Here is a 20,096-nt window from a genome sequence, read left to right on the forward strand (position 1 = left end):
CATACGCCGGTTCGCGCGCGGCGCGGCATGCATGACATGCACGATGCAACGGCATGACGCGACGCTCGCCCGGCCGCGGGCGGTGCGGGCGAGCGACGCGCGGAGCCGCCTGCATCGCCATGGCCGGGCGCCTCCCCGCCTGTTCAGCGATCCGGATCGTCCTGCACGACCGGAATGTCGTCGACCGAGAAGTAGACGGCCTTGCCGAGCTGCCGCGCGAGGGCGACATCCGCGTCGGCGCCGCGCGACGCGCCGTCGATCCGCCATACCGCATCGCAGCGGCGCAGCAGCCGGTGCGCGGCCGGATACAGGAACGCCTCGCTGACTGCATCGCCGACCTGTCGCGACCCGGCCGCGACGGCAAGCGGCAGCGACACCCACTCGCCGATCATCGGCACATGCCCGCGGCGATACACGGCGAGCGCCGCCTCCTCCAGCCGGTGCAGGTTCGCGGCGATGCGCGCGGGGTCGCCGTCCGTGCCGCTGCGGTAAGGGCCGGCGACCAGCACGAGCAGCGGCGTCATGCCGTGCGCGCGCCGGCGGTTTCCCGCAGCGCGACGTACTGGAGCAGCATGATCGTCTTCGCATCGACGATCTCGCCGCGCTCGACCGCATCCAGCGCCGCCTGCAGCGGCATCTCGACGACCTCGAGATCCTCGCCCTCCTCCGCGACGCCGCCGCCGTCGCCGGTGCGCAGCGACGCATCGTATTCACCGACGAAGAAATGCAGCCTCTCCGTCACCGAGCCCGGGCTCATGAACGCCTCGAACACCTTGCGCACGCCGCGCACGCGGTAACCGGTCTCCTCCTCGGCCTCCGCGCGGATGCGCGCTTCGGGCGTCGCGTCGTCGAGCAGGCCGGCGGCGGCCTCGAGCAGCATGCCGTCGTGTCCGCCGACGAACGCCGGCATCCGGAACTGCCGCGTCAGCAGCACGTCGCCGGTATCGGCATTGCGCAGCAGGATGGTCGCGCCATTGCCGCGATCGTAGGTCTCGCGGCTCAGGCGCTGCCACGTTCCGTCGCGGCGCAGGAAATCGAACGTCACCTTCTTCAGCACATACCAGTCATCGGACAGCACCGTCGTATCGACGATGCGGACACGGTCCCGCGTTGCAGCCATCGCAGCCTCCGGTTCGACAAAAGACGGCGCCCATGGTAACGTGCAGATTCGTGCAATTTCAAGAAAATTCGTGCAAAACCCGATGCTGACGACACAACGCAAGAAAGCGATCCTCGACGCACTCGCGCGCGACGGCCAGGTGCTGGCGGTCGAGCTGAGCGCGCAATTCGGCGTATCCGAAGACACCGTCCGCCGCGACCTGCGCGAGCTCGCGGCCGAGGGCCTGCTGCAGCGCGTGCATGGCGGTGCGCTGCCGGCGTCGCCGGCCGTTGCGCCGTTCGCGCAGCGCGAAACGCTCGAGACGGCGGAAAAGCGGCGCATCGCGCGCCGCGCCGCGGAGATGATCGCGCCCGGGCAGGTGGCGATCGTCGATGGCGGCACCACCTCGGCGCTGCTCGTCAGCCAGTTGCCGGCCGACCTGCGCGCGACGATCGTCACGCACAGCCCGAGTGTCGCGGTGGCGCTCGCCGCGCATCCGTCGATCGAGGTGATCCTGATCGGCGGGCGGCTCTACAAGCATTCGATCGTCGCCGTCGGCGCGGCGGCCATGGAAGGCATTGCGCGCATCCACGCGGATCTTTATTTCATGGGCGTGACGGGCGTGCATCCGGTTGCGGGGCTCAGCACCGGCGATTTCGAGGAAGCGGCGATCAAGCGCGCACTGGCCGAACGCGCGGCCGAGACCGTCGTGCTCGCGTCGCAGTCGAAGCTGCGCGCGGCGTCGCAGTTCGTGATCGGCGAGCTCACGCTGGCGCACACCGTGGTGGTCGAAAAGGAAACCGACGCCGCGTTGACGAAGCCGATCGAAGCAGCGGGCGTGACGGTCGTGCGCGCGTAGCGTCGGTTGTGGCCGTGCCGGATGGGCCGGATATGTCCGTCGTATCACCTGCGTGCTTTCATCACGCCAACCCCTCGCCGATGTCAGCGTGCTGACAGCGTCCGCTTGCTAACATGGGCGCCCGCCCAATCGCCACGCACCGCACGCCCGATGCCACCGCCCTCCGCCACCTCCTCGTCGGCGCCGCCCGCAGGCAATGCGCCGCCGCCCGGCGTCCTCGCGCTTTTCATTGCGTTCTCGCAGATCGGCCTGACCAGCTTCGGCGGCGGGCTCAGCGGCCGGATGATGCGCGACTTCGTGTACGAGCGCCGCTGGCTCGACGAGGAGGCGTTCCTCAACGGCCTCGCGCTGTCGCAGGCGCTGCCGGGCGTCAACGTGAAGAACCTCGCGATCTGGATCGGCTACCGGCTCGCCGGATGGCGCGGCGCCGTGGCCGGCTTCACCGGCATCATCGCGCCGCCGGCCGTGCTGATCGTGTTGTTCGGCATCGCGTTCTCGACCCTCACGCGCTTCCCGCTCACGCACGTCGCGCTCGCCGGCGCGGCGGCCGCGGCGATCGGGCTGTCGATCTCGATGGCGATCACGGCCGTGCGTCGGCTGCCGCGCCGCGCGCTGCCGTTCGCGGTGACGGCGCTCACCTTCGTGTCGGTTGCGGTGCTGCACTGGCCGCTGGTGTGGACCGTGCTGGTCGGCGGCACGCTGAGCGTCGCGCTCGAATACCGCCGCGCGGCCGCCACACCGACCGGGCGCGACACACGATGACCGCATCGCAACGCTACGCCGCGCTGTTCGGCGTGTTCGCGCCGCTGTCGATCGCGACGATCGGCGGCGGGCAGGCGATCATCGCCGACATCCAGCGGCAGGTGGTCGACGTGCATCACTGGATGACCGCCACGCAATTCGTGAACGATTTCGCGATCGCGCGAATGGCGCCGGGCCCCGGCTCGCTGCTGGCGACGCTGATCGGCTGGCAGGTGGCCGGTTTCTGGGGCGCGGTGATCGCGACGCTCGCGCTGTTCGGCCCGACGGCGTTCCTGATCTACGGCGTCGCGCATCTGTGGCGGCGGCACCAGGGCGCGCGCTGGCAGATCGCGCTCGAGGCCGGCCTGCGCCCGGTCGCGGCCGGCATGATCCTCGCGTCGGTGTGGGTGCTGCTGCAGGCGCTCGACGGCGGCTGGGCCGCGCGCGCGATCGCGGTCGCGTCGACGCTGTGCGTGATGTATACGCGCGTCCATGCGCTGTTGTTGATCGCCATCGGCGCGCTGCTGCTCGTCGGCGCGCACGCGATCGGCGGCGCATAGCACACGCCGCCTCGCACCGCGGAACCGCTCGGGCACGTGAACGCAGGGAGCCTGTTCACGCCAATGGCGGGCCTGCGCCGGTCCTACCCGCCGCGAAACACCGGCGCGCGCCGCTCCGCAAACGCGCGCAGCCCTTCGTCGAAGTCCTCGCCTTCGCACGCGTGCCGGCGCAACTCGGCGATCCGTTCGAACGCGTCGGCCGGCAACGGCCGCGCGTCCTGCAGCACGCGCAACTGCTCCTTCACCGCGTGCACCGCGAGCGGCGCCTTGGCGGCGATCGTGCGCGCGACGTCGAGCGCCGCCTCGTCGACACCGCCCGCTTCCGCCAGCCGGTTCACGAGCCCGTGATGCGCGGCGCGTTCCGCATCGAGCGGCTGCGCGCAGAAGAACATCTCCTTCAGCACGTGGATCGGCAGGTTGTCGTGGAAGCGCAGCAGGCCGCTCGTCGAATACGGCAGGCCGATGTTCGCGGGCGTCATCGCAAAACGCGCATCGCGCGCCGCGACCACCAGGTCGCAGCTCATCACGAGATCGACCGCCCCGCCCCACGCCGACCCCGACACCGCCGCGATCACCGCACCCGGATAAGTCCGCACGCGCCGCAGCGCCCGTTCGAGCGGCTTGCCGTACGCGAGCGGATCGCGATCGTCGGCCAGCTCGCGCAGATCGTGCCCCGCGCTCCACACGTCGCCGCTGCCGTCGTTCGACAGGATCACGACGGGCGGAGGTCGGTGTTCGGCCAGCGCATCGAGGCGCGCGACGAGCGCATCGAGCAACGGCGCGTCGAGCGCATGCCGGCGCGCCGGATTCGCGAACCGCACGCGCGCGATCCGTTCGCCGACCATGTCGACCGTCACGCGCGACGCGCCATCGTGTTTCGTCGTGTCGCTCATTGCACGGCCTCCGCCACCGCTTCCGCCTGGAAGATCGCGCGCCCGGCCAGCAGCGTGTCGATCGCGTCGTCGTCGTAGCCCGCTTCGCGCAGCACGTCGACCGTATGCTCGCCGAGCAGCGGCGGCGCATGGCGCGTGCGCGGCGCCGGCACCGCGTCCCCCATCCCGCCGAGCGGCGTGACGACCTGGCGCAGCGTGCCGAGCGTCGGATGCACGACCGGTTCGACCAGCCCGCAATGCGCGAGCTGCGGATCGTCGAACACTTCGTCGAGCGTATTGATCGGCCCCGCCGGCAGCCCGGCATCGACGAAGCGTTGGGTCCATTCGCGCTTGCCGCGCGTGCGCAACCGGCCTTCAAGCAGCGCTTTCAGTTCGTCACGGTGCGCGACACGCGCATCGTTGGTCGCGAAGCGCGGATCGTCCGGCAGTTCGGGCAGATCCAGCAACTGGCACAGCCGCAGCCACATGTCGGTGGTGATCGGCGCAAGGTTGAGCGGCCCGTCGGCCGTCTCGAACACGCCGTACGGCGCGATCACCGCATGCGCATTGCCGGTGCGGCGCGGCACGTCGCCGAGGCTCAGGTAGCGTTGCCCGTGCACGCTCAGCAGCGACACGAGGCTTTCGAGCAGCGACGTGCCGACATGCTGCCCGCGCCCCGTGCGCTCGCGCTCGAACAGCGCCGCCATCACGCCGGTCGCGACCCACATCCCCGAGCTGAGATCGCCGATCGCGGTGCCCGTGCGGGTCGGCTCGCCGTCGGGAAAACCGGTGAGGCTCATCAGCCCCGCGTAGCCCTGCGCGATCTGGTCGAAGCCCGGCCAGTCGCGCAACGGGCCGCGCGGGCCGAACGCGGTGACGCTGCCCATCACGAGCCGCGGATCGCGCGCGCTCAGCGCGGCGTAACCGAGCCCCATCGCGTCCATCGTGCCGGCCTTGAAATTCTCGATCACGACGTCGGCCTGCGCGATCAGCCGGCGCACGACGTCGAGGCCGGCCGGCTGCCGGAAATCCACGCAGATGCCGCGCTTGTTGCGGTTGCAGGACAGGTAGTACGTGCTCACGCCGCGATCGAACGGCCCCCACGCGCGGCTCATGTCGCCGTGCGGCCCCGACTCGACCTTGATCACGTCGGCGCCGAGATCGGCGAGCACCATCGAGCAGAACGGCCCCGACAGCGCGCGGCTCAGATCGACGACCCTGATTCCTTGTAATGCCTGCATTCCGGACTCCTGATATTGACGACTGGGTGTGGCTTGTTTCCGAACGATCGCGGCGCACCGCTCATTCGGGCAGCGTCTGATGGCGCGTTTCGACCGCGAACGGCAGGATCAGGATGCCGAGCCCGAACGCGGCCGCGGTCCATGCGACCGGCACGCCGAGCGATCCGTAACCGTGAATCGCGGCGCCGAGCAGGAAGTTCACGCCTGCGCCGATGAAGCGGCCGACCGATGCGTTGAACGCGAACGCGGTGGCACGCACGCGTGTCGGGTACTGCTCGGGCAGCCACAACGAGAAGATCGCGAAATTGCCGCCGAAGAAACCGAGGAACGCGAGCGACACCATGAATGCCGCGAGCCCGTTCGGCTGGTAGAACGCCCAGCCGAACGCGAACACGATCGAACCGGCCATGCCCGCGAAATACACACCGAGCGCCGTGCGCCGGCCAAACCGTTCGGAGAGCCACGGCGCAACCAGGCAGCCGGCGATCGTCGCGCACGACAGGATCGCCGCGCCGATCGACGCGAGCCGCAGCGCGCCGATGTGATCGATGCCAGCACGCGCCGCCAGCGTCGTGACCGCGCTCGCCTCGTACACGGAGCCGGCCCACAGCCCGACGATCGCGACGCCGACCAGGCTCGCGCTCGTCAGCGTGCGGCGCAGGAAGGCCGGCGCGAAGATCTCGCGCAGCGGATGCGCGCGCCGCGCGTCGGCCACGTCGCCGTCGCGTGCGTCGTGCCGGCGCCACTGGCCGGGCTCCTTCACGCGCATCACGGTGAACACCGCGAGCAGCGCGGGCGCGAGCCCGCACAGGAACATCGCGCGCCACCCGTAGGTCGCGCCGATCGTGTAGTTCAGGCACGCCGCGATGAAGAAGCCGAAGTAGTAGCCCGTCTGCAGGTAGCCGGCGCCCATCTTGCGGCGATCTTCCGGCCAGCTCTCGGCCACGTAGGTGCCCGCGAGCGCCCATTCGCCGCCGACGCCGATCCCGGCGATCAAACGGCACGCGGCCAGTGCCCACACGTCGTGCACGAACGCGGCCGCGCCGGTGAACACCGAATAGATCAGGATGCTCGCGGCGAGCGTGCGCACGCGGCCGAAGCGGTCGGCGAGCGGCCCCCAGATGAACGACAGCCCCCAGCCGATCAGGAACAGCGCGAACAGGATCGAGCCGTACATCCCGAGATTCGCGGGCGTCGCCGCGATGCCGGACGCCGGCAGCAGTTCGGTCAGCGCGGGAATCAGCACGAGCGCGTAGATCACCGAATCCACGCCGTCGAGCACCCAGCCCGCATACACGGCCCAGAAGCCCTTGACCTGCTCGCGCGTGAGCGGCGTGCGCCGCGGCTTCGCGCCGGCCGCCGGCGCGTCGATCGCCTTGAACATCTTCGTCTCCTTGCCGGCGGGGCCGGCACTTTTGCCGCGTCCGGTCCGGGATGGCCGGCAGGCTGGCTCTTGTGTGAGACGAGTATAGAAACCCCATCGATCGGGGAAAAATATGATATTCATCTTGCTCGATCGGATTGGCTTATGGCTTGAATCGGGAGGCGGCGGCGATGGACTTGAGGCAGTTGCGCTATTTCGTGAAGGTCGTCGAATGCGGCAACGTCACGCATGCGAGCGAGGCGCTGCATGTCGCGCAGCCGGCGGTGAGCCAGCAGATGCGCAATCTCGAACAGGATCTCGGGATGCAACTGCTCGAACGCAGCGTGCGCGGCGTCGCGCCGACCGCCGCCGGCCGCACGCTGTACCGGCATGCGCTCGAACTGCTGCGCCAGGCCGACGGCACGCGCGAGCTGCTGCGCCGCGATGCCGACACACCGCAGGGCCGCGTGACGGTCGGGATGCCGTCGAGCACCGCGCGCGTGCTGGCCATTCCGCTCGCCCGCGCGGTGCGCGACCGCTACCCGGGCATCATGCTGGAACTGATCGAGGCGCCGAGCGCCGATCTCGACACGCTGCTCGAACGCGCGCGGCTCGATCTCGCGATCGTCGTCGACGCGGTCGAGACGCGCGGCATCGCGATCCACCGGCTGCTGACGGAAACGCTGTACCTGATCACGTGGCCCGAATTCCCGGTGCCGGACGATCCCGTGCCGCTCGACGCGATCGCGCGGATGCCGCTCGTCCTGCCGAGCGCGCCGAACACGATCCGCAACCGTGTCGAATGGGCGATGCGCGAGGCCGGGCTGTCGTACGAGATCGGCTTCGAGGCGAGTTCGACCGGGCTGCTGTTCGCGGCCGTGATGGCGCAGCTCGGCGTGACGATCCTGCCGTGGACGGCCGCGCACGTCGAGATCGAGGAGCGCAAGCTCAAGCTGTCGACGGTCGCGCACCGGCTGTTCGCGCGCGACCTGTCGCTGTGCTGGCACGATACGGCGCTCGTCAGCAACGCGGTGCAGAAGGTGAAAGCCGAGATCGTCCGGCTGTTCGACACACTCGGGCAGCGGCCGGAGTGGGCGGCCGGGCAGGCGTGACGGGCAGGCGGCATGCGTTGCCCTGCCGCGCCGTGTGGACTAAGCTCCTTTCATCCTGGGTACCGCTGACACCTCCACTTCTCCTCGCCGCTCGGTATAAGCGTCGGGGGAAGGAGGCCGTTCGTGTCCCCGCTCCAGTCTGCCTGGCTTCTGCTGGGCGTCAGTGTCCTCGCCGAAGTGCTCGGCTCCGTCGGCCTCAAATACTCGGCCGGCTTTTCCCGCCCGCTCCCGTCCGCGCTCACCGTCGTCTGTTATGCCTGCGCCGTCTGGCTGATGGCGCTCGCGACGAAGCGGCTCGAAATGGGGCTCGCGTACGCGAGCTGGGCCGCCGCCAGCACCGCGGCCACGGCCGTGATCGGCATCGTCTGCTTCGACGAATCGGTGTCGTCGCTGAAGCTCGCCGGCATCGCACTGACCGTTTGTGCGCTCGTCGCGCTCAACCTCGGCGAGGCGGCGACGCACTGACCGGTGGCGGGCCGGTCGTCGACGCATGGGCACCCGAGGCATTGACAGCGCCCCCGCGCGCCCCTTAACGTTTCGTTCATCGTAACCATCACCGGTTCAGCTTAAGAGGTTGTCGGCCCGCTCGTGCTCGACACCTCCGCCTTCATCGAAGGCCTGCTGCTTGGCGCCGGCCTGTTCACGTCGGTCGGCCCCAAGGACGCCTTCGTCATCAAGCGCTCGATCTCGAGCCCCCACCTCCTCTCCATCGCCCTCGTCTGCGCAGGCAGCGACGCGCTGCTGATCGTGCTCGGCGCGCAGGGGTTGTCGGCACTGCTGTCGCGGCATCCCGGTGTGGTATCGGCCGCGCTGTGGGCCGGTATCGCCTATCTCGCCGGTTATGGCCTGCTCGCGCTGCGCTCGGCGATCCGGCGGCGGCAGCCGGAGCACGTCGACGACTCACACGCGCGCCACGCCCCCGCGCTGTCGCGCACGCTGCTCGCGACGGCCGCGGTGTCGCTGCTCAATCCGTATGCGTGGATCGATACCGTGCTGCTGCTCGGCACCGTGATCGTGAGTCACGCGCCCGCCGAACGCGCGCCGTTCGCGTTCGGTGCGATGGCGGCTTCGCTCGCGTGGTTCCTGACGCTCGCCTATGGCGCACGCGCGTGTCGCGCGTGGTTTGCCCGTACGCTGGCGTGGCGCGTGCTCGATTTGTTCGTCGCGACGATGATGCTCGGTTTCGCTGCGCGTTTCGCGATCGACGCGCTTTAGCGCTTCGGGTGTCAACGGCCCGATACCGCGCGAAACGCGCGATGCGCGCCGGCATGCAGCTCGAAACCGATGCCCGACGCCTGCGGCGTGCGCGCAAAACCTGCGTCGACGGTTTCGCCATCGGCGAGCCCGCTGAACGGATCGAACGCGAACGGATTGACTTCCGCACCGCCGAGCCCGAGCGCTGCGACGACATGCAGCGAGAACAGGTGGCCGCCATGTGGCCAGAACGCGTCGCGCCGCCAGCCGCGCGATGCGAAGTGCTCGACGATCTGCAGGTATCCCGGCAGCCCGTAGCAATGCACCGGGTCGAACACGAGTACGTCGCGGTCGGGACGCAGGCCGCCGTAGCGGTCGAGCAGCTTCGCTTCCGCGAGCGAGAACAGCGCTTCGCCGGCCGCGATCGGCGGAGCGTAGCGCGTGGCGACGCCTGCCTGGAGCGGCAGGTCGAGCGGATCGCAGATGTCCTCGAACCACCAGAGGCCGAACGGCTCGAGCATCGCGGCCGCAATATCGACGGTCGTCGCGTCGTACGTGTTCATCGCGTCGACCGCGAGATGCGAACTGTCCGCCAACTGCGTGGCGGCCGCTTCGATGCGCCTGCTGTCCTGAGCGACGTCCGCGCCACCGATCTTGATCTTCGCGTGCGTGTAGCCGAGATCGGCAACGCGGCGCATCTCGTCCGACAGGCGCGCGAGATCGTCGTGCGGATAACGATAGCCGCCGCCCGCGTACACACGCACGCGCGGTGCCGCCGTGCGTCCAAGCCGGTCGGCCAGAAAGCGATTGAGCGGCAGGTCGGCGATTTTCGCGGCGGCGTCCCAGATCGCCATGTCGAGCGCGCCGATCGCCACGCAGCGTTCGCCGTGTCCGCCGGGCTTTTCGCCGGCCATCATCGCGCGCCACGCGCGGAACGGGTCGAGGTTCGTGCCGGCTTCGTCGGCGAGCGCGTCGGCGGCGGCCAGCAGGCGCGGCGCGAACCGTTCGCGGATCAGGCCGCCCTGCGCGAAGCGGCCGACCGATGCGTAGCCGTAGCCCGTCACGGGGCGGCCGTCACGCACGACGTCGGTGGTCAGCGCGACGACACTCGTCGTCAGGCCGCCGGATGGAATGGCCGGGTCGGCATAGCGGGAGACGGAAATCGTGCGTTCGCGGATGTCGGTGATACGCATGGTCGGGATTCCGGGGGTGGCGACCGGCGCAAGCGAACGAGGTACGCGATGCGACCGGAACGGTGGGCGGATCGCTGCATCATAGGGGTTTGGGCGATGACGCGCAGGCCGGCGCGGCGATCGCCTTTTCGAATCGGCCGGCGCACCGCCTGGACGGAATGCGCCGGTGTGTGCCGGCTTGAACGAGCACGCGGTCGACCGCGTCGCCGGGGCTGGCGCTTTGACCGCGCCCCTCGATACGAATGCCCCGGCCCACCGCGCACACCGCATCGGCTACGCTGTCGCGCGAAAACGTGCAGTCGCCCGGAGGGCGCGAACCTCGAAGGTATCCGGACGACGACGGTACGCGTGGTCGAATCTACCGGCCCGCTCAGGCAAAGACGAAGTACTTGCGCACCGTCTCCACCACTTCCCAGGTCCCCTTCATGCCGGGTTCGATCACGAACACGTCGCCGGCTTTCAGGTGCACCGACTCCTCGCCTTCCGGTGTGATGATGCAGTAGCCATCGAGGAAGTGGCAGTACTCCCATTTTTCGTAGTTCACCTCGAACTTGCCCGGCGTGCAGATCCAGGTACCCATGATCTTGCTGCCGTCCTTGGAGAGGTACGCGTTGAGGTTCACGGTGTGCGGATCGCCGCCGATACGCTTCCACTTGGTCGCGTCAAGGACCGGCGTCGGGCAGGTTTCGCGCAAAACGGTGATGAAATCGGACATGTCAGCTCCAGACTAACGTTCGTGTAAGAGGCTTGTCACGTTAGTGCGAAAGCGTGGTCGGGACTTGCATGCTTCCGACACCGACTCGTCTATTTTCGACACCGGCCCGCGGGCACACGCACGGCCGGCGCGTTTCGTTCGGCGTTGGCGCTGCGGTGCTGCCTGACGATGCGGTCGGGCTTTGTCAGTAACCGGTGCGCGGACAAGGCTCTCCTGGCAGGCCCCATAGCGTCGGTCAGGCGACAGGCTTGGGGAAGTAAGTTTCCTCCTCCGCCGGAATGCTGCCATCCCGGTAACGCTCGTCTTCCCACAGCAGCCGCCAGCGCACCGCATGTTCGTCGTTGGACCCTTCCAACAGGTACTTGTGGGCAACACTGCCTTTGAGGAAGTAACTCGGACAGCCCACCTTGCCGGACGGAAACCACGGCTCCCAGATCCCCTCGACAGGAATCTCGTGGTCGCTGCAAACGTCGCCGCTTGCGGATTCGTTCTTCGGCGGACAGGGAGGAAGCGATGCAGGATAGGTGCGACCGGGTGGCCAATATCGCCAAGCAGGAAGCGGCGCGTTTTCGAACATGGATTCATAGGTCCAGTGCTCAAATACGCGGGTCCCGCCATCCGCACGTGCTCCGTATGCAAGCATCCCGGTATAACCGAATCCGACCGTGCACTTGAGCGCGTAGCAAATCAATCTCTCGATCCATACCCCCTCCACGAACCCGGTGGCATACACCGGGTCCGAAAAACTGGTGTCCTTCAGTCCCAGCGAATGAAAAAACGGATCGTATTTACGACCGATTTCAAGCGCACTCCGTCCAAACAACAGGTCGCCACCGTGCTGGCTTCCTCTAACCAACGCGTCGTATGCGGCTCGTTTGTCGAGACCTCGGCGCAGTGCATCGATGCCCAGATCCATGCGCACCAGTGCCCCCGAGAAATCATGCGTGTAGGCTTCCTCAAGCTCGACCTGATTTGGGCTCGGTGTGTCCAGTTGTTTTGCGTACGCGCCGAGAAAGTCCCGATATCGTCCAACGGCGTATTCCAGGAACGTGACACTCGTCCATTTCTTGAGCAGATAAAAAGCCTTTGCCCGCGCATCCTGTTCCTGCTCGGGGGTCATGGTCAAAATATTCAACATCATTGAACCTGTTCGTCCGTCGATTGTTTGCCGCCATCGGCTATGCGGCACATCCATTGGGCCGTTGAAATTCGGCTCCGATGCTACAGCGCGCCGAAGGGATGTGCCTTCAGCCTGGACGGTAGATCCCGTGAATAGCGCGGGCTCATCCGCCACTGCGCGCGACGCCGCCGGTCCGGCATCGAGCCCTGTCAGTTGCCCTGCGCCAAACCACCCGCTTGCCATCCCCACCCGAACCCCTGTAGAATTGCGCGTTCTGCGGGCGTCGTATAATGGCCATTACCTCAGCTTCCCAAGCTGATGACGTGGGTTCGATTCCCATCGCCCGCTCCACTTTTCGGCTGCATCGCAGCCTGCGCAAAAGCCGCCTCGTCGAAGGCGGCTTTTTTGTACCATGTGCCGGTTCACCCGGCGCACTGCTGCGCGCAACGGGCCCTCGCCCGCAACCGAGCCTTTCTCTGTACCGATGATGCACGACGATCCGAACGAAGCCGGCCTGCCGCCGCACGACGACGCCATTCCCGACGAAGCCGCCGAAGGCGCCGACGCCGTCAATCCGCTGCACCACCGCCGCATCCGCAGCTTCGTGACGCGCGCCGGCCGCGTGTCGACCGGCCAGCGCCGTGCGCTCGACGAACTCGGCCCGCGCTTCGTGGTGCCGTATGCGCCGGAGCTGCCCGACTGGAATGCGGTGTTCGGCCGCAGCGCGCCGCGCATCCTCGAGATCGGCTTCGGGATGGGCGCGTCGACCGCGGAAATCGCCGCGAACCGCCCCGGCGACGATTTCCTCGGCGTCGAAGTGCACGAGCCGGGCGTCGGCGCGCTGCTGAAGCTGATCGGCGAGCAGGACCTGCCGAACATCCGCATCATCCAGCACGACGCGGTCGAGGTACTCGAGCACATGCTTGCGCCGGAAAGTCTCGACGGCGTGCACATCTTCTTCCCCGACCCGTGGCACAAGGCGCGCCATCACAAGCGCCGGCTGATCCAGCCGCCGCTCGTCGCGCATCTCGCGTCGCGCCTGAAGCCCGGCGCGTACATTCACTGCGCGACCGACTGGCAGAACTACGCTGAACAGATGCTGGAAGTGCTCGGCGCGGAACCGACGCTCGAAAACACCGCCGCCGACTACGCGCCGCGCCCCGACTACCGCCCGGTCACGAAGTTCGAACGGCGCGGGCTGCGCCTCGGCCACGGCGTGTGGGACCTGGTATTCCGCAAGCGCGCAGGCTGAGCCTTCCCGCTGCGGCGGCGCATGCCGCCCGAATCCGGATAAAAAAAGCCCGATCGGTTATCTGCCGATCGGGCTTTTCTCATTGGAAGCGCGCCCGCCTCCGTGTCCGCGTCACGCCCAGTTCAGCCAGCCGCTGTACCCGACCAGCAGCACGAACAGCCCGAACGCGATCCGGTACCACGCGAACACCGTGAAATCGTGCGTCGCGACGTAGCGCAGCAGCCAGCGCACGCACACGAACGCGCTGACGAACGCGGCGACGAGGCCAAGCGCGAACAGGCCGAGCGAATCGACGGTGAACGCCTGCCAGTCCTTGACGGTTTCATAGAGCGTCGCGCCGAAGATGATCGGAATCGCGAGGAAAAACGAGAATTCGGTGGCGACGCGCCGGTCGAGACCGAACAGCATCCCGCCGATGATCGTCGAGCCCGAGCGCGACATGCCGGGAATCAGCGCGAAGCACTGCGCGATGCCGACCTTGAGCGCATCGAGCGGGGTCAGCGCGTCGACCGACACCACGCGCGGCGGCTCGCTGCGTTCACGCTGCCGCGCCTCGGCCCACAGGATGATCGCCCCGCCCACGACGAGCGCGAACGCGACGGGTACCGGCGAGAACAGCACGGCCTTGATCTTCTTCTCGAGCAGGAGGCCGAGTGCGATCGCGGGAATCGTCGCGATCACGACGTTCAGCGTGAAGCGCCGCGCATCGGGCCGGCTGGGCAGCCCGGATATGATGGACGCGATCCGTTGCCGGTATTCCCAGCAGACCGCGAGAATCGCCCCGAACTGGATCACGACGTCGAAGGTCTTCGCGTGCGAATCGTTGAAATTCAGGAAGCTGCCCGCGACGATCAGGTGACCGGTGCTCGACACCGGCAGGAATTCCGTCAGCCCCTCGACGACGCCGAGGATCAAAGCCTTGCAGATCAGGATCCAGTCCATCCGTGGCCCAACTCCGAAATGGTCGAATGAATGGGCCACTCTTCCACGCGCGGCCCCCCTCCGGCCGGGCGCGGTTCGTCGTCACTTTTCGACGATCGCCACGCGTATGCCGTTTGTAAGAATCGTAATTGTACCGGGTTCGTAGTTCACCCCGGCAAATTGCAGCTGTTCGGGCTTGAACGTGTAGATCGGATAGTTGGTCAGCAACTGCGTCGCGAGCAGGCCCGCGGCCGCGCCGACCTGTTGCGCGTACATCTGCGCGTCGCCGTCGAGCGCGAGGCTGTCGACGGCCGGCGACTTCAGCACCACCGAACGGCTCGGTGCGTCGTAAGCAAGCTGGCCCGACACGGTGAACTTGCCGCTGACGGGCGCGCGCAGGAACGGGCTCGCGAAATGCGCGTCGAGCTGCACGGCGACGCGGTTCTGGTCGGGCAGCAGGTTGACGGCCGGGTTCGCGAGCGACACGTCGACGACCTGCGCGACCGTCTTCTGGTACGGGAACTTGCGGGCGACGGCCTTCTGCACGTCGCCGCGCGAGAAGGTGTAGTGATCGGGGATGAACGGGAAGGTCGACGCGCACGCGGCGAGCGACAGCGTCACGCCGACGGCGCCGACGGTTGCGGCGAGGAAACGGCGCCGGCCCGGCGCGCAAGGTGCGGTCATGCTGAACACTCTCCTGGTTGCGACGGCCGCGTCGCGGCCTCGAGACGCGTGAGCCACGCGAGCGCGTCGTCGCGCGACGCGCCGCACATGTCCGCGGCCGGCTGCAGCCCGGAACAGCACGCGGGCCGCTCGGGGCGGCCGAAGATCCGGCAGCGCAGGTCGTCGCCGAGCTGCACGCAGCGCACACCGGCCGGCTTGCCGTCGGGCATGCCCGGAATCGGGCTGGAAATCGACGGCGCGATGCAGCACGCGCCGCAGCCCTCGCGGCACGCATGCGGCGGCGGGACATCGGCAGGCGCCGGGCGGACAGGCATTTCGACGGACACTCGGCTCTCTCGAACGAACAACAAAAAAACGGTGCGGCAACCGGACGCGGTGCCGGCAGCCCCACCCCGCATTGTGCCATCGCCGGCTGCGACGTTATTACACAATGCAGCCCAATCGCGCGTTTATATACTCGAAAGCATCTAAAAAGCGCGAGACCACCATGCGTTCCGGTTCTGCCGACTCAATGTTCCGTCCCGATTTGCTCGCGAAATACGGCGCGAACGGGCCGCGCTATACGTCGTACCCCACCGCGCTGCAGTTCCGCGACGATTTCGACCCGGCCGACTACCTGCGCGCGGCGAGCGACCCCGGCGCCTCGTCGAGCGAGCTGTCGCTGTACTTCCACATCCCGTTCTGCAATACCGCGTGCTTCTACTGCGGCTGCAACAAGATCGCGACCAACAACCGCCGCCGCGCGCGCCCGTATCTCGAGCAGCTCAAGCGCGAGATGGCGCTGCAGGCCGCGCTGTTCGATCCCGCGCGCCCGGTCACGCAGCTGCACTGGGGCGGCGGCACGCCCACCTTCCTGTCCGACGACGAAACGGCCGAGCTGATGGTGGCCACGCGCGAGCACTTCGCGCTCGCACCGGATGCCGACGCCGAATTCTCGATCGAGATCGATCCGCGCACGGTCACGCCCGCCACGCTCGTCCACCTGCGCAATATCGGCTTCAACCGGCTGAGCCTCGGCGTGCAGGATTTCGACCCGGCGGTGCAACAGGCGATCAACCGCGTCCAGCCGCGCGCGATGACGGCCGACCTGCTCTCCGCCGCGCGCACGACGGGGTTTCATTCGGTGAGCGTCGACCTGATCTACGGGCTGCCGCACCAGACCGTTGCCGTCTTCGCGCGCACGCTGGAAACGATCATCGAACTCGCGCCCGACCGGCTGTCGGTGTTCGGCTACGCGCACATGCCGCACCTGTTCAAGATGCAGCGGCAGATCGACGATGCGACGCTGCCGCCGCCGGAAACGCGCATCGCGCTGCTCGGCCTCGCGATCGACATGCTGACGTCGGCCGGCTACGTGTACATCGGGATGGATCACTTCGCGCGGCCGTCCGACGAGCTCGTGCGCGCGCAGCGCAACGGCACGCTGCAACGCAATTTCCAGGGCTACAGCACGCGCGCGGATACCGACCTCGTCGGTTTCGGCGTGTCGTCGATCGGCAAGGTCGGCGACGTCTACGCGCAGAACGCGAAGGACCTGCCCGCCTACGGCGCCGCGCTCGACGCGGGCCGGCTGCCGATCGCGCGCGGCGTGCGGCTCACGCCCGACGACCGGCTGCGCCGCGACGTGATCACGCAGCTGATGTGCAACCTCGAACTGCCGTTCTCGCATGTCGAGGCCGCACACGGCATCCGCTTCGCCGATCATTTCGCGCGCGAGCTCGACGCGCTGCGCCCGTTCGAGCGCGACGGGCTGCTGACGATAGCGGGCGACCGCCTGACGATCCATCCGGCCGGCCGGATGGTCGTGCGCAACATCGCGATGGCGTTCGACGCGTATCTCGGCCAGACGCAGCAGCAGCGGTATTCACGCACGGTCTAGGGTCGGCCGGGCGCATGCGGACGGCCGGTTTGATACAGTGTGGGGCTTACGCCCCGCCAGAATCCGCACGATGCGCACCACCAAAGCGACCCACGCGGTCGAACGCCTGAAGACCCGCTCCGGCAACCCGCATTTCGCGGCCGTCGCGATGGCGGGCGGCCTGTTCTATCTCGTCGACCGCTCGGGCGGCACCGCCGAGAAGCGCTGCGAGCCGCTGCCGCTCGACGAGTTCGTCAAGTTCGTCGACGAATTCGGCCCCAAAAAACCGCGCAAGGCGAGCAAGCTCGACCTCGCATTCGAGGCGCAGATCAGGAAGAGCAAGGGGTAAAGGTCTGTTGCAGGCCGCCTGAAGGCTTTGCAGCCGCCCCGTTTGGTACAATCACGAAGTTTCTCTATCCCCGCTGATGGCCGACCAGGCTGCGTGACCACACCATGAATATCGAAAACGCGCGTTTCAACATGATCGAACAACAGATCCGGCCGTGGGACGTGCTGGATCTCGACGTCCTGGGCCTGCTGTCGATCGTCAAGCGTGAAAACTACGTTCCGGCCGAATACCGCGATCTCGCGTTCGCCGACCTCGAACTGCCGCTGCCGGGCGGCACCAGCAAGATGCTGTTCCCGCGCGTCGAAGCGCGCGTGCTGCAGGAGCTGGCCGTCAAGAAGCACGAGAACGTGCTCTTGATCGGCGCCGGTTCGGGCTACCTGGCCGCGCTGTTCGCGCATCGCGCCCGGCACGTGACGGCCGTCGAGATCGATCCGGCCATCGCGAAGTTCGCGGAAGACAACCTGCGCAACGACGGCGTGACCAACGCGGAAGTCGTCCTCGGCGACGGTTCGCGCGGCTGGGCCGGCAAGGCGCCGTACGACGTGATCTGCGTCGCGGGCGGCCTGCCCGTCGTGCCGCAGGAAATGCTCGAGCAACTGAAGGTCGGCGGCCGCCTGTCGGCATTCGTCGGCGGCCGTCCGGTGATGAAGGCGCAGATCATCACGCGCATCGACGACAAGCAGTACCGCGTCGCCGACGTGTTCGAAACCTACATCGATCACCTCGTCAACGCGATCGAGCCGTCGCGCTTCAAGTTCTGAGCAGCGGAGCCTCCATGCAGATCCTGACCGCCGCGATGCTCGCGGAATGGCTCGGCGACAAGGCGCGCCCCGCGCCGGTCGTGCTCGACGTGCGCGAACCGTGGGAAATCGCGACCGCGCACATCGCCGGCAGCGTGTCGATCCCGATGCAGCAGATTCCCGCGCGCAGCGAAGAACTCGACGACGAAGCGGAAATCGTCTGCGTGTGCCATCACGGGATGCGCAGCGCGCAGGTCGCGATGTTCCTCGAGTCGCGCGGCTTCACGAAGCTGTACAACCTGCAAGGCGGGATCGACGCGTGGTCGCGCGACGTCGATCCGTCCGTACCGCGCTACTGATCCCGCCGGTGGCGCATCGCGCGCCGCCGCACCGGCCGGCACATCGCCGCCGGTCATACCGACCCGCCGAACGGGCGCGCATGGCGCGCCCGTTTTTCTTTCCCGCTCCGGTTCGTCTCGGCGTCATCCGACCTGCGACGGCACCGCGCCGCCCCGCCCCGCTTGGCGTGAAGTCATGGTGCACGACCGTTCCCGCACCGCACGCAGGCACCGGAACGGGGAACCCCGACCGTGCACCATTTCCGCCCGCGCCCCTGCACCGCGACGGACCGCGCATGCTGCACGACGCGTCATGTGCCCCGCCGCGACGCCCCGCCCTGCCCCGCGCAGGCACGCCGGGCGTGCATCCGCACGACTGGCACATGCCTTGCGTTATCCGTTGGCCGACGCCGTCAAGGCGCACGCATATCCAACACGTCAAGGGGAACCCGATGAAACGTCGCAGTCTGTTGAAGTTCGGTTCGATGGCCGGCGCGCTTGCGCTCGCGGGCAAGAGCCCGTTCGCGCACGCGGCCGATGCGGGCACCGGCCCGATCAAGGTCGGCATCCTGCACTCGCTGTCGGGCACGATGGCGATCTCGGAGACGTCGCTGAAGGACACCGCGCTGATGACGATCGCCGACATCAACAAGAGCGGCGGCGTGATGGGCCGCAAGCTCGAGCCCGTGGTGGTCGATCCCGCGTCGAACTGGCCGCTGTTCGCCGAGAAGGCGCGCCAGCTGCTCACGCAGGACAAGGTCGCGTGCGTGTTCGGCTGCTGGACGTCGGTGTCGCGCAAGTCGGTGCTGCCGGTGTTCGAGGAGCTGAACGGGCTGCTCTACTACCCGGTGCAGTACGAAGGCGAGGAAATGTCGCGCAACGTGTTCTATACGGGCGCGGCGCCGAACCAGCAGGCGATCCCGGCCGTCGAGTACCTGATGAGCGCGGAAGGCGGCAGCGCGAAGCGCTTCTTCCTGCTCGGCACCGACTACGTTTATCCGCGCACGACCAACAAGATCCTGCGCGCGTTCCTGAAATCGAAGGGCGTGAAGGACGCCGACATTCAGGAGGTCTACACGCCGTTCGGCCACAGCGATTACCAGACCATCGTCGCGAACATCAAGAACTTCTCGCAGGGCGGCAAGACGACCGTGATCTCGACGATCAACGGCGACTCGAACGTGCCGTTCTACAAGGAGCTCGGCAACCAGGGGATCAAGGCGACCGACGTGCCCGTCGTCGCGTTCTCGGTCGGCGAGGAGGAACTGCGCGGGATCGACACGAAGCCGCTCGTCGGCCACCTCGCCGCGTGGAATTACTTCATGTCGGTGAAGAACCCGACCAACACGAAGTTCAAGGACCAGTTCGCCGCCTGGGTGAAGGCGAACAACCTGCCGGGCGGCGCGAAGCGCGTGACCAACGACCCGATGGAGGCGACCTATGTGGGCATCCACATGTGGAAGCAGGCCGTCGAGAAGGCGAAGAGCACCGACGTCGACAAGGTGCGCGTCGCGATGATCGGCCAGACGGTCGCCGCGCCGTCGGGCTTCACGCTCGCGATGGACGGCAACCATCACCTGCACAAGCCGGTGATGATCGGTGAGATCCGCGGCGACGGGCAGTTCAACGTCGTGTGGAAGACGAAGACGGCCGTGCGCGCGCAACCGTGGAGCCCGTACATCGCGGGTAACCAGGGCAAGCCGGACATCGTCACGTCGATCCCGGCGTTCCTGCGCCGGCAGCGCACGGCGCTCGCCTGACGCGACGCGGGGCGTCGCGCACCGGCGCGATGCTCCGCCCGCTTGCAGGCGCCGCCGTACCGGGCGCGCTTGCCGACGCACCGCAAGCGCCCGCGCATCGCCGCCCGCATCCGCCTTCCACGTCC

Annotated in this window: 23 protein-coding genes and 1 tRNA gene; 13 read left to right on the forward strand and 11 right to left on the reverse strand. The window is 67.9% G+C overall.

The features are described from left to right. Positions 1-143: 143 nt before the first annotated feature. Both ABIC51_RS11530 and ABIC51_RS11535 read right to left on the reverse strand, forming a co-directional pair. Positions 144-524 carry a TIR domain-containing protein gene (locus ABIC51_RS11530; protein WP_060083975.1) on the reverse strand — a complete coding sequence of 127 codons (381 nt, stop codon included), beginning with the start codon at positions 522-524 and terminating at the stop codon, positions 144-146. Further along, entirely contained in the window at positions 521-1,120 is a 600-nt protein-coding gene (locus tag ABIC51_RS11535; RefSeq protein ID WP_354006483.1) for an NUDIX domain-containing protein, read from the reverse strand. The genes ABIC51_RS11530 and ABIC51_RS11535 overlap by 4 nt, the downstream gene beginning before the upstream one ends. An 82-nt stretch (positions 1,121-1,202) precedes the next feature. Here ABIC51_RS11535 and ABIC51_RS11540 point away from each other — a divergent pair, with 82 nt between their 5' ends. The 3 genes from ABIC51_RS11540 to ABIC51_RS11550 all read left to right on the forward strand — a co-directional run bounded on the left by ABIC51_RS11540 (position 1,203) and on the right by ABIC51_RS11550 (position 3,259). Next, positions 1,203-1,958: a DeoR/GlpR family DNA-binding transcription regulator gene (locus tag ABIC51_RS11540; protein WP_059685625.1), complete on the forward strand. Its 756-nt coding sequence runs from the start codon at positions 1,203-1,205 to the stop codon at positions 1,956-1,958. A gap of 150 nt (positions 1,959-2,108) precedes the next feature. After that, entirely contained in the window at positions 2,109-2,720 is a 612-nt protein-coding gene (locus ABIC51_RS11545; protein ID WP_124839589.1) for a chromate transporter, read from the forward strand. Beyond that, positions 2,717-3,259 (forward strand): chromate transporter, encoded by a 543-nt coding sequence (locus ABIC51_RS11550; RefSeq protein WP_354006484.1) that lies wholly within the window; start codon positions 2,717-2,719, stop codon positions 3,257-3,259. The genes ABIC51_RS11545 and ABIC51_RS11550 overlap by 4 nt, the downstream gene beginning before the upstream one ends. Positions 3,260-3,342: 83 nt before the next feature. On the opposite strand, the gene scpB is transcribed toward ABIC51_RS11550, so the two are convergent. The 3 genes from scpB to ABIC51_RS11565 all read right to left on the reverse strand — a co-directional run bounded on the left by scpB (position 3,343) and on the right by ABIC51_RS11565 (position 6,756). After that, positions 3,343-4,152, reverse strand: a complete 810-nt coding sequence (gene scpB, locus ABIC51_RS11555) for a methylmalonyl-CoA decarboxylase (RefSeq protein WP_060193881.1) — start codon at positions 4,150-4,152, stop codon at positions 3,343-3,345. Continuing rightward, positions 4,149-5,372, reverse strand: a complete 1,224-nt coding sequence (locus ABIC51_RS11560) for a CaiB/BaiF CoA transferase family protein (RefSeq protein ID WP_060051941.1) — start codon at positions 5,370-5,372, stop codon at positions 4,149-4,151. The genes scpB and ABIC51_RS11560 overlap by 4 nt, the downstream gene beginning before the upstream one ends. Positions 5,373-5,433: 61 nt before the next feature. Then, positions 5,434-6,756: an MFS transporter gene (locus tag ABIC51_RS11565; RefSeq protein ID WP_146253427.1), complete on the reverse strand. Its 1,323-nt coding sequence runs from the start codon at positions 6,754-6,756 to the stop codon at positions 5,434-5,436. Between the two features lie 170 nt (positions 6,757-6,926). Here ABIC51_RS11565 and ABIC51_RS11570 point away from each other — a divergent pair, with 170 nt between their 5' ends. The 3 genes from ABIC51_RS11570 to ABIC51_RS11580 all read left to right on the forward strand — a co-directional run bounded on the left by ABIC51_RS11570 (position 6,927) and on the right by ABIC51_RS11580 (position 9,062). Further along, complete coding sequence (locus ABIC51_RS11570) at positions 6,927-7,847, forward strand: LysR substrate-binding domain-containing protein (RefSeq protein ID WP_060174674.1); 921 nt, start codon at positions 6,927-6,929, stop codon at positions 7,845-7,847. Positions 7,848-7,970: 123 nt separating this feature from the next. Further along, a complete protein-coding gene (locus ABIC51_RS11575) occupies positions 7,971-8,312 on the forward strand; it encodes a DMT family transporter (protein ID WP_021157064.1) in 342 nt (113 codons plus the stop codon). A gap of 123 nt (positions 8,313-8,435) precedes the next feature. Next, a complete protein-coding gene (locus ABIC51_RS11580; RefSeq protein WP_301765772.1) occupies positions 8,436-9,062 on the forward strand; it encodes a LysE/ArgO family amino acid transporter in 627 nt (208 codons plus the stop codon). Positions 9,063-9,073: 11 nt separating this feature from the next. Here ABIC51_RS11580 and ABIC51_RS11585 read toward each other — a convergent pair whose 3' ends face one another. The 3 genes from ABIC51_RS11585 to ABIC51_RS11595 all read right to left on the reverse strand — a co-directional run bounded on the left by ABIC51_RS11585 (position 9,074) and on the right by ABIC51_RS11595 (position 12,090). Then, on the reverse strand, positions 9,074-10,234 hold the full coding sequence (locus ABIC51_RS11585; protein ID WP_354006485.1) for an enolase C-terminal domain-like protein: 1,161 nt from the start codon (positions 10,232-10,234) through the stop codon (positions 9,074-9,076). A 370-nt stretch (positions 10,235-10,604) separates the two neighbouring features. Then, positions 10,605-10,949 (reverse strand): cupin domain-containing protein, encoded by a 345-nt coding sequence (locus tag ABIC51_RS11590; protein WP_027788152.1) that lies wholly within the window; start codon positions 10,947-10,949, stop codon positions 10,605-10,607. Positions 10,950-11,184: 235 nt separating this feature from the next. Beyond that, on the reverse strand, positions 11,185-12,090 hold the full coding sequence (locus ABIC51_RS11595; protein WP_354006486.1) for an Imm71 family immunity protein: 906 nt from the start codon (positions 12,088-12,090) through the stop codon (positions 11,185-11,187). Positions 12,091-12,345: 255 nt separating this feature from the next. On the opposite strand from ABIC51_RS11595, the gene ABIC51_RS11600 reads away from it, so the two are divergent. Together ABIC51_RS11600 and trmB are read left to right on the forward strand one after the other, a co-directional pair. After that, positions 12,346-12,420, forward strand: a tRNA-Gly gene (locus ABIC51_RS11600). A 133-nt stretch (positions 12,421-12,553) separates the two neighbouring features. Beyond that, positions 12,554-13,321 carry a tRNA (guanosine(46)-N7)-methyltransferase TrmB gene (gene trmB / locus ABIC51_RS11605; RefSeq protein WP_021157058.1) on the forward strand — a complete coding sequence of 256 codons (768 nt, stop codon included), beginning with the start codon at positions 12,554-12,556 and terminating at the stop codon, positions 13,319-13,321. Positions 13,322-13,432: 111 nt separating this feature from the next. Here trmB and ABIC51_RS11610 read toward each other — a convergent pair whose 3' ends face one another. The 3 genes from ABIC51_RS11610 to ABIC51_RS11620 all read right to left on the reverse strand — a co-directional run bounded on the left by ABIC51_RS11610 (position 13,433) and on the right by ABIC51_RS11620 (position 15,240). Further along, positions 13,433-14,263, reverse strand: coding sequence for an undecaprenyl-diphosphate phosphatase (locus tag ABIC51_RS11610; protein ID WP_146253422.1), 831 nt, complete (start codon positions 14,261-14,263; stop codon positions 13,433-13,435). 81 nt (positions 14,264-14,344) lie between these two features. Next, complete coding sequence (locus ABIC51_RS11615) at positions 14,345-14,926, reverse strand: DUF1439 domain-containing protein (protein ID WP_027788156.1); 582 nt, start codon at positions 14,924-14,926, stop codon at positions 14,345-14,347. Further along, positions 14,923-15,240 (reverse strand): YkgJ family cysteine cluster protein, encoded by a 318-nt coding sequence (locus ABIC51_RS11620; RefSeq protein ID WP_034195806.1) that lies wholly within the window; start codon positions 15,238-15,240, stop codon positions 14,923-14,925. The genes ABIC51_RS11615 and ABIC51_RS11620 overlap by 4 nt, the downstream gene beginning before the upstream one ends. A 173-nt stretch (positions 15,241-15,413) precedes the next feature. On the opposite strand from ABIC51_RS11620, the gene hemN reads away from it, so the two are divergent. The 5 genes from hemN (at position 15,414) to urtA (ending at position 19,971) form a co-directional block, all read left to right on the forward strand. Beyond that, on the forward strand, positions 15,414-16,805 hold the full coding sequence (gene hemN / locus ABIC51_RS11625) for an oxygen-independent coproporphyrinogen III oxidase (protein WP_060357141.1): 1,392 nt from the start codon (positions 15,414-15,416) through the stop codon (positions 16,803-16,805). 70 nt (positions 16,806-16,875) lie between these two features. Further along, positions 16,876-17,133 (forward strand): hypothetical protein, encoded by a 258-nt coding sequence (locus tag ABIC51_RS11630; RefSeq protein WP_021157053.1) that lies wholly within the window; start codon positions 16,876-16,878, stop codon positions 17,131-17,133. Between the two features lie 104 nt (positions 17,134-17,237). Further along, positions 17,238-17,894, forward strand: a complete 657-nt coding sequence (locus tag ABIC51_RS11635; protein WP_027788158.1) for a protein-L-isoaspartate O-methyltransferase family protein — start codon at positions 17,238-17,240, stop codon at positions 17,892-17,894. 14 nt (positions 17,895-17,908) lie between these two features. Then, on the forward strand, positions 17,909-18,232 hold the full coding sequence (locus ABIC51_RS11640) for a rhodanese-like domain-containing protein (RefSeq protein WP_011351193.1): 324 nt from the start codon (positions 17,909-17,911) through the stop codon (positions 18,230-18,232). A 431-nt stretch (positions 18,233-18,663) separates the two neighbouring features. Then, positions 18,664-19,971: an urea ABC transporter substrate-binding protein gene (urtA, locus tag ABIC51_RS11645; RefSeq protein ID WP_059685649.1), complete on the forward strand. Its 1,308-nt coding sequence runs from the start codon at positions 18,664-18,666 to the stop codon at positions 19,969-19,971. Positions 19,972-20,096 lie beyond the last annotated feature (125 nt).

The organism is Burkholderia sp. 572 (assembly GCF_040545135.1).
GTDB lineage: Bacteria > Pseudomonadota > Gammaproteobacteria > Burkholderiales > Burkholderiaceae > Burkholderia > Burkholderia cepacia.

Coding starts and splice junctions, on each gene's coding strand:
- ABIC51_RS11530 (WP_060083975.1), bottom strand. CDS start 524: ATGACGCCGCTGCTCGTGCTGGTCGCCGGCCCTTACCGCAGCGGCACG.
- ABIC51_RS11535 (WP_354006483.1), bottom strand. CDS start 1,120: ATGGCTGCAACGCGGGACCGTGTCCGCATCGTCGATACGACGGTGCTG.
- ABIC51_RS11540 (WP_059685625.1), top strand. CDS start 1,203: ATGCTGACGACACAACGCAAGAAAGCGATCCTCGACGCACTCGCGCGC.
- ABIC51_RS11545 (WP_124839589.1), top strand. CDS start 2,109: ATGCCACCGCCCTCCGCCACCTCCTCGTCGGCGCCGCCCGCAGGCAAT.
- ABIC51_RS11550 (WP_354006484.1), top strand. CDS start 2,717: ATGACCGCATCGCAACGCTACGCCGCGCTGTTCGGCGTGTTCGCGCCG.
- scpB (WP_060193881.1), bottom strand. CDS start 4,152: ATGAGCGACACGACGAAACACGATGGCGCGTCGCGCGTGACGGTCGAC.
- ABIC51_RS11560 (WP_060051941.1), bottom strand. CDS start 5,372: ATGCAGGCATTACAAGGAATCAGGGTCGTCGATCTGAGCCGCGCGCTG.
- ABIC51_RS11565 (WP_146253427.1), bottom strand. CDS start 6,756: ATGTTCAAGGCGATCGACGCGCCGGCGGCCGGCGCGAAGCCGCGGCGC.
- ABIC51_RS11570 (WP_060174674.1), top strand. CDS start 6,927: ATGGACTTGAGGCAGTTGCGCTATTTCGTGAAGGTCGTCGAATGCGGC.
- ABIC51_RS11585 (WP_354006485.1), bottom strand. CDS start 10,234: ATGCGTATCACCGACATCCGCGAACGCACGATTTCCGTCTCCCGCTAT.
- ABIC51_RS11590 (WP_027788152.1), bottom strand. CDS start 10,949: ATGTCCGATTTCATCACCGTTTTGCGCGAAACCTGCCCGACGCCGGTC.
- ABIC51_RS11595 (WP_354006486.1), bottom strand. CDS start 12,090: ATGATGTTGAATATTTTGACCATGACCCCCGAGCAGGAACAGGATGCG.
- trmB (WP_021157058.1), top strand. CDS start 12,554: ATGATGCACGACGATCCGAACGAAGCCGGCCTGCCGCCGCACGACGAC.
- ABIC51_RS11610 (WP_146253422.1), bottom strand. CDS start 14,263: ATGGACTGGATCCTGATCTGCAAGGCTTTGATCCTCGGCGTCGTCGAG.
- ABIC51_RS11615 (WP_027788156.1), bottom strand. CDS start 14,926: ATGACCGCACCTTGCGCGCCGGGCCGGCGCCGTTTCCTCGCCGCAACC.
- ABIC51_RS11620 (WP_034195806.1), bottom strand. CDS start 15,240: ATGCCTGTCCGCCCGGCGCCTGCCGATGTCCCGCCGCCGCATGCGTGC.
- hemN (WP_060357141.1), top strand. CDS start 15,414: ATGCGTTCCGGTTCTGCCGACTCAATGTTCCGTCCCGATTTGCTCGCG.
- ABIC51_RS11630 (WP_021157053.1), top strand. CDS start 16,876: ATGCGCACCACCAAAGCGACCCACGCGGTCGAACGCCTGAAGACCCGC.
- ABIC51_RS11635 (WP_027788158.1), top strand. CDS start 17,238: ATGAATATCGAAAACGCGCGTTTCAACATGATCGAACAACAGATCCGG.
- ABIC51_RS11640 (WP_011351193.1), top strand. CDS start 17,909: ATGCAGATCCTGACCGCCGCGATGCTCGCGGAATGGCTCGGCGACAAG.
- urtA (WP_059685649.1), top strand. CDS start 18,664: ATGAAACGTCGCAGTCTGTTGAAGTTCGGTTCGATGGCCGGCGCGCTT.